This is a genomic window from Candidatus Paceibacter sp., from assembly GCA_013360865.1.
Lineage (GTDB): Bacteria > Patescibacteriota > Minisyncoccia > UBA9983 > UBA9983 > SURF-57.
Genome location: JABWAS010000028.1, coordinates 1 through 6,805 on the forward strand (window position 1 = coordinate 1; position 6,805 = coordinate 6,805).

Annotated in this window: 6 protein-coding genes; all 6 read right to left on the bottom strand. The window is 35.4% G+C overall.

Annotated features, from left to right (window positions below; genetic code table 11):
• On the bottom strand, positions 1–192 hold a 192-nt coding region (locus HUT38_04290), incomplete at its 3' end, for a nucleotidyltransferase domain-containing protein (protein ID NUQ57671.1).
• 573 nt (positions 193–765) lie between these two features.
• Positions 766–2,034 carry a type III-A CRISPR-associated RAMP protein Csm5 gene (csm5, locus tag HUT38_04295; GenBank protein ID NUQ57672.1) on the bottom strand — a complete coding sequence of 423 codons (1,269 nt, stop codon included), beginning with the start codon at positions 2,032–2,034 and terminating at the stop codon, positions 766–768.
• Entirely contained in the window at positions 2,031–3,074 is a 1,044-nt protein-coding gene (csm4, locus tag HUT38_04300; protein NUQ57673.1) for a type III-A CRISPR-associated RAMP protein Csm4, read from the bottom strand. The genes csm5 and csm4 overlap by 4 nt, the downstream gene beginning before the upstream one ends.
• Positions 3,049–3,903, bottom strand: a complete 855-nt coding sequence (csm3, locus tag HUT38_04305; protein NUQ57674.1) for a type III-A CRISPR-associated RAMP protein Csm3 — start codon at positions 3,901–3,903, stop codon at positions 3,049–3,051. The genes csm4 and csm3 overlap by 26 nt, the downstream gene beginning before the upstream one ends.
• A 3-nt stretch (positions 3,904–3,906) precedes the next feature.
• Positions 3,907–4,320 (bottom strand): type III-A CRISPR-associated protein Csm2, encoded by a 414-nt coding sequence (gene csm2, locus HUT38_04310; GenBank protein NUQ57675.1) that lies wholly within the window; start codon positions 4,318–4,320, stop codon positions 3,907–3,909.
• Positions 4,321–4,323: 3 nt separating this feature from the next.
• The gene (gene cas10, locus HUT38_04315; GenBank protein ID NUQ57676.1) at positions 4,324–6,723 is read right to left on the bottom strand and encodes a type III-A CRISPR-associated protein Cas10/Csm1; all 2,400 of its coding nucleotides are present in this window, start codon (positions 6,721–6,723) and stop codon (positions 4,324–4,326) included.
• Positions 6,724–6,805 lie beyond the last annotated feature (82 nt).

Here is a 6,805-nt window from a genome sequence, read left to right on the forward strand (position 1 = left end):
TTTCCTGTCGTAAATTCCCACTCCGGTAAAGTCCTTTGAAACCAGAGCAATATCAATATCACTCCATCTACTTGCAGTTCCTTTTGCATATGAACCAAAGAGTATTGCCCTCTCTATGTGCAATCCGCTGACAGAGAGCATACTGAGGAATCTTTTAAGCTTTTCTAATATTTCATCTGAGACCGTAACCATGGATATATCTCACTAATCATTGAAAAACAAAATTAAACATGTAAACGGGTGGCACGGACAAACCATGTCCCAGGATGTCTTGAACTGGGATCGTTTGTCCGTGCAGAATTCATTCCTTGTCGTTTTCGAATCCATTAATGATTTTTTAAGTGCTTTAGTTCGTTTTCCAGCTTCATAAAGTTTCAGGATATAATCTCCATTACTGCCCAGCCGAAAGGGACAAGTCCGTTATTTGAGGCGGGATTACCTGATTCAGAGGCAAGCCAGGTAGTAGTTGCATGATCTAGGAATTTTGGAGGCTTGTCTTTTCCTTCCATGATTTTTTAATGTACCTGTTTCCTTGCCCACTGTTTATACACAGCGTCATTAATCAGATACGAATATGTCATTCCCGCGGAAGCGGGAATCCAGAAAAGCACTGGATTCAGGGTCAAGCCCGGAATGACAGACAGTTGTAAACTTATGTCGCTATGTATAGCTTCCTCAACAACCTCATGTTTGAGCCTTCGCCTTTTAATAACTTTTCTAGTTTTTGCAGATATTTCCTCAAAATTGAGTTTCTTTTTTATTTTGTTAATTTTCTATTATCAATTTTACCCATCCCAAAGTATCCTGCTCGTTATTTGATAAGTTTACAATACGCCGTGTCTTTAGGAAATTACCGCTGTAGCTTGTGTTTTTCGTGGCATGACAAAAGACATTATTATAAAGGTCTTTATCTTTATCTTTAACAAGCAACCCTATCGTGAGACTAAGATATCCTTCGTTTTTGCCTATTCGGATAATGGGACTCGTTGGGATGTTTTGTTGCATTATATATTGAAGTATTGAAACTATTTTTGGTTTATTGAGTTTTGAAAAATAGCCTATTTCTTCATAAAGAAGCCTATCTGTAAACTCATAACAACACTGTAATAGATTTTTTATGTCTGAAACCACCCATTTTTGTTCATGGGTAAAACCAAGTTTATCAAGTATTGTCTTATTATTCTCTAATTTAAAACCCTGGCAGGTAAAGACCGTATCTTTTTTGCAAAGTTCCTGAAAAAGGGGGAAACCTCTGCTTATCCCCGTTACCTCAAAGTTTGAGACAAATAAACAATTAATGGATGCTATTAACTCTGTATCTCCTATATGGAGTAATTTAAGAAGGTCGTATTTTGCATCATTTTTGTCAATGACTCTAAAAAGTTTATTTTGTAAGGTATCTTCTATTTTCCCCATTTCGTTAGTAAGTTTCTTTTTTACATCATTAACCCATCTTCCTTTTTGTCCTGATATTTGTTGTAACTCTTTTCTATAGTTATTCCCGAAATTTTCTAACTCTTTTTTAAAATATCTCCAATGACCTTCATCTTGTAAGAGATGATAAGCTACAGCAGTTCTTATCCCACCTTTTATCTCCGTACCAGGAATGTATGACTTATTGTTTTGCTTGGTAAAACAGTCAATATCTACATTGCTAAAAATTTTCGTTTCTGCTTTGACAGAATAGAGGAAATTATTATTGAACTTGTTTTTTGTAGTCGTATCTCTTATAGAATTTTCGATAAATTCTTTTAAACTTAACTTTTTTTGTGCATCTCTAAGGGTTTGGTTTATTTTTCTCTTTTCCTCTTCGTCTCTTTCTTTTCTTTTTTGCGTTTCTAATCGTTCTATTTCTCCAATGTTCTGTTCAAGCCACAACATAAATCTTTGTTTTTGTTGAGTTGTAAGATTTTCCATAATCTTATTTGAATCATATAACAAAACATTTTCTCTATTTGCTATATATGCCAATCCATTATATTTTTCACCATTCCCAATATGAACCGGTGATAAAGTTTTAATTTGAAGTCTCATTTTGAACCTCCAATATTGCCAAACACAGGAAAAGCGAATCCATACTGCCTTATTTTTTGACCACCTATTTCTTTGACTACAGGACATTGACCATAGAATGGTTTTCTTTCTTTAGCCTCAAAACAAGAACCTTCTTTCAGATATATAACCTTTGATTTCCAGATATCCTCACCCTTAAATTCTGCCTCAGAGTCTACTTTAGAACGATACGGAAATATTGCATAAAACATGGATTTACTCTCTGGGTTTATTTCAGCAATATCAGGAATATATCGGGAAAGGGTGATAAAATTACAAGCAGTATCATTTCCTACGGAAATTGTATTTAATGTCTCTATCTTAAATCTTCCCTTCCCTACTGAACGATTGCCGCCTATACCCTTGTCTTCCAGGTAGCGAAAGATTGGCTTAAAAGATTCAATATTATCCGTCTTTATCAGGAAATGCAGTTTAAATGCAGGACTTGCAAAGTATTCCTCCTGATAAAAGGTCTGCCCCTCCTCGCCAGTAGACATGGTAAGCCGATCAATAGCATTTTTTTGTACCAATTCACTTTTCAGTAAAGGTTCTTTCTCTACAAAATTGAACCCTTCTAATTCCTTTTTGCTCATTAATAGCTTCCCTTTGAGTTTCACTTCGTCATTAAGATATTCCTGAAATAATATCTTTTCTGATACGTTATTCAAAAATCTGCTAAATAGGGCAAATGAAAAGTATTCAGATTTTTTAAATTTCTTATACTTAGTGATAATTTCAACCTTTTCTTTTTTTATCTTTGCCATTTCATAAATATCAGATGCAGAAAGGCCAGGCGATGTAGGTTTCGGGAAAAAGAAAATGTCGTTATTACATTCAATATAAGGGAAAGAAGAAGAAAGTATAAATTCCGGCTTTTCCTGATAGTTTTCTAAAATTGTTGCAAGTTTGGTTTCGTTATATATCCTCTTTATCCCCCAGCAAATGGCACCGAACAGGGTATCAGATGAAGGAAATCCTGAAAAAGGTGACACTGGACTAAGTTTTATTTGATAGTTTTTCATCTTTACCCTCTATTGTTTTTAATAAACTATCAAAACTTTTATAAATATCTCTGGCATTTTTACAATTATCGTTCACTGGTACTACTAATTCATCCACACCTTTAGTATAGTAAGCCAGGCTTCGTTTCATAATCTTAATATTTTCAAATACCACCTTACCAGAACCTCTGCTTCCACTCCCACCAAGTGCACTGTCCTCAAGGAGCATCATACCTTCAAAGACCTTTTTCAGTTTTTGAATGTCGTCATTCTTGTAAAGGTCAAAGAGCATCTCAACTTCAAAAACAGAATCGGCAGGCACCCTTTCCATTGACCGCGGCATTGCTTCCGACGTTAGCCTGTCTATTACATTTTCACTCTTTACTTCTGTATAGATTTTTTCGCCAAGGTATGTTTTCCATGTTTCAATTGTTCCTTTCCTCTGCTCTTCTGGCAAAATCTTCCCATTATCTTCACACAGCCCTTTTGGAAAACTGTCACGTATTGTAAGACGTGTAGGTTCTTTAACTGACGTTGCAGCAGAACAGCCATATATAAAACAAATGTCACAATTTCCACATTCGCATAGTTTGCCTTTCCACTTTCCATTTTCTTGTTTAAAATTTACTTTATTATTAGCCCACTCTAACAAACTTCTCATTTTCCCTTTTAAAGAAGAACCAGGAATATACGGATACCCTGTAATCGGGTCTTTGATTACCGGATTATCCATACCACCAATTTCAAAACCTTCGTCAGTACCTCCAATATGAAGTCCTGTAAGACAACGTAAATCTGCTTTAATAATATATTTCCCTGAAAATTCGTAATTGCTCTTTTCTTCAGTCATTTTCTAATCCCCCTTTTCCATTTTATGATAGGCAAGTACCGCAGAGAGAAAGTCCACAAAACAATTAAAATCCTTAACTGTTGGTATTTTTTCAGGATTGAGACATGTCTTCATCAAGTCATAAAAGTTTTTACTGATGAGATTTCTCCCTAGCGCATAAGCAAGTTCAGGCATTAAGAGATAGAGTTCAGCTTTTTCTACTTTAAAGTCATTTTTTTTGCCTTTATAGTTTGCCTGTATCTGTTTAATATGACCAAAAAATTTTCGCAATTGTGTAACTTTCATTTTTTCTCGTACGTCTTTTGCTATTATATGTGCAGCGCCATTCTCTTTTGCGTAAAATTCAGGGTCAATAGTCGAAAATGTTTTAAGAGTCTGAATATTTTGCTTCACGTTATCAATAGTTATTTCTGGCATTTTTTACTCCCCCTTTCTTAATTTCAGTAAGGCATAACTTGTCGGTATTTGAATATGTTTAAAATAACAATTTTTATCTGTAATAAGTGTTTCTTTTAATTTATTTCTTAGTTCATCGTCTTTAACATTCCTTGCCAACTGATAAATAATGGCAGGGATAAAATTGGGGTCTTGTCCACTTTTGTATTGTTTGTGTTTTCTTAACAATTCATGAACAAAACCCCTGGGCAGCTTTTTCCTGGAATTCTCACTGTTAATGTAACTGTGTAAATCCTCGCCAAAATCGAGCAACTCTTTTACACATACTCCACCATTAACAATCCATTCTACCGTATCCCCAAAGAGAGTTATTCGTTTTCTGCCATTATCTTTAGAAGTATTCAATTGTTCGCCAGCAGCCTTTGCCGCAAGGCTTATTGGATATTTGGGTTTGCAGAGGAATATCCCGGCAGAAATGTTTATATCGGGATTATGGCAGGTATAAGCCTTGAATTCATCCTGTATTTTTAGTGCAAGTTTTGGCATTTCACTCCATGGACCAATTATCAGGAGGTCGTCACCGCCTGAATAAACAGTATAAAAAATCTGTGTTACCTTGTCTCTATGCTCCCATTTTGATTCACTTCTCCATTGTTCAAAGATTTCATTACATATCTTATTCAGATAACCACCAAAAAACATGTCCATCGAACGGCTTAACGCAGCTATCCTTGATATGGACTTTCTTTTGGAATGTTGTTCTTCCTCAAGTCCAAGAGTAAAGATAAGCCCAAGGTGGTCAACGTCCATCTTTAGTATTCCAAGTCGTTTATCTCCAATACTTGTATCGGCTATAATTTCAAAACTCAAGACATTGCCTTTTTTTACTTGTTTATCTTCGTCGGTCGGGTCGTTGCCGATTGAAAAATCTGCATTTGCCAAAGGTGCCGTGTTTCCTATGAAACGAAAACCAGTTTGAAGCTTATCAAGTTTATTTATCTTTTCGATAGCCAAAATCTTTTTCGATTTTAGCAAATTTTCGGTTATCAGCTTGTCGTTTTCCAGCAAGTAAACTGTACCAAACTCACCAAAAGGAACGGGTAAACCATCTATATTTTCCAAATCCTTGTTCCTAAAAATCAGATACGAAGTATTTGGAAGCTTGTTGCCTATATTTTTGTGTAAATTGCAAAGTTCACATGGCTCATCATTTGTTACTGTACTGATACCACAAGCCTTACAGACCTTAATTACGTTCCTGTCGGAAGTTTCTTCAATCCAGAAGGTAGCGTCTGTAAAAGAAGACAAAAATTTCTTCTTTTTGGCAATCGTCAATTTATCATTTAACTTCAACAATAAATCGCCGTAGCCTTTTAATGTGTCTTGATTTGCTTCAACACTTTCAAGCACCAATCCCAGTTCACCACCATACATTTTGAAGAGCCATTTATTGACATCGGTCTGAACACTTTTTAATATTTGTTTTGATTCTCCAGTATTGGGAAGGAGCAATTCAAACCTTCCACCTCCACTGTACAGGATATTTGTGCTAAATAAACTAACCTGTTCTATGATATGCCTTGCAATTACATCCTGAAGCAAAAGTAAATAAAACGACCGTCCTCTCAGCATCTTTGAAATACCTTTAACTCCCTGTGCCTTTGTAATCCGGTAAATAAAGTTCTGAATGCCTGATATATCGCCTCCAACAATGAGAAATTTATTATCAGAAGATTTATCCATTTTTTCGCAGTGATAAAGGCACCCGGTAATGGCGGCAGTAGTTTTAGCATGGTCAAAAAGTGAAATATCGGGTTCATCCTTGTATGTAGCGCTAGGAATACACCAGGTATATTTTTGGAGGATGGAATAAAGAATATTTAGATAAGAAGAAATGCTATATGTTGGAATACTTTTAACTTCTTTTTCAAAACTTTCCCATAAATTTTTATATTCGTCTTTCAAACTTTGCCTGGGAAGTTTATCATTTGGAAATAACTTGCTTTTTTCAAGAGACAGCGTTTCTAGACGGTAGGCAAAATCATTTGTATTTTTAGTATTATTACCCAAAGATATTTGTTCAAAAACTGATAAAAGCCGTTCTTTGTCAGGATCGCCAGTCTTTTCTTCATCATCAAGACTTATTCTATCCATACCAGCAGACAAGGCATCTGCAAGGGTAATTATGTCTGCATGATCATGATGTGTATTTATTGCGGAAGCTATTTTTTCTTTTTCTTCCTCTCCCAATAAAATCCGTATCTTTTCTGCAAAAAGATTTTGAAAACATTCCAAACCTAAAGAAGCGTGATTCCTTGATTTCCGTGCTTTTTCGTCCAGTCCTCTTTGATAAAATTTTCCTATATCATGCAACAATGCCGCAAGCACAACCGTCTGATATTCCCTTTTCTGTTTTTCGTCCATAGTGTTCTCCATTATTTATTCATTTCCAGGCAAAAGTTCAGTAGACAGCGAAGGCACAAAGATAGCAAGGATTAGATTATGC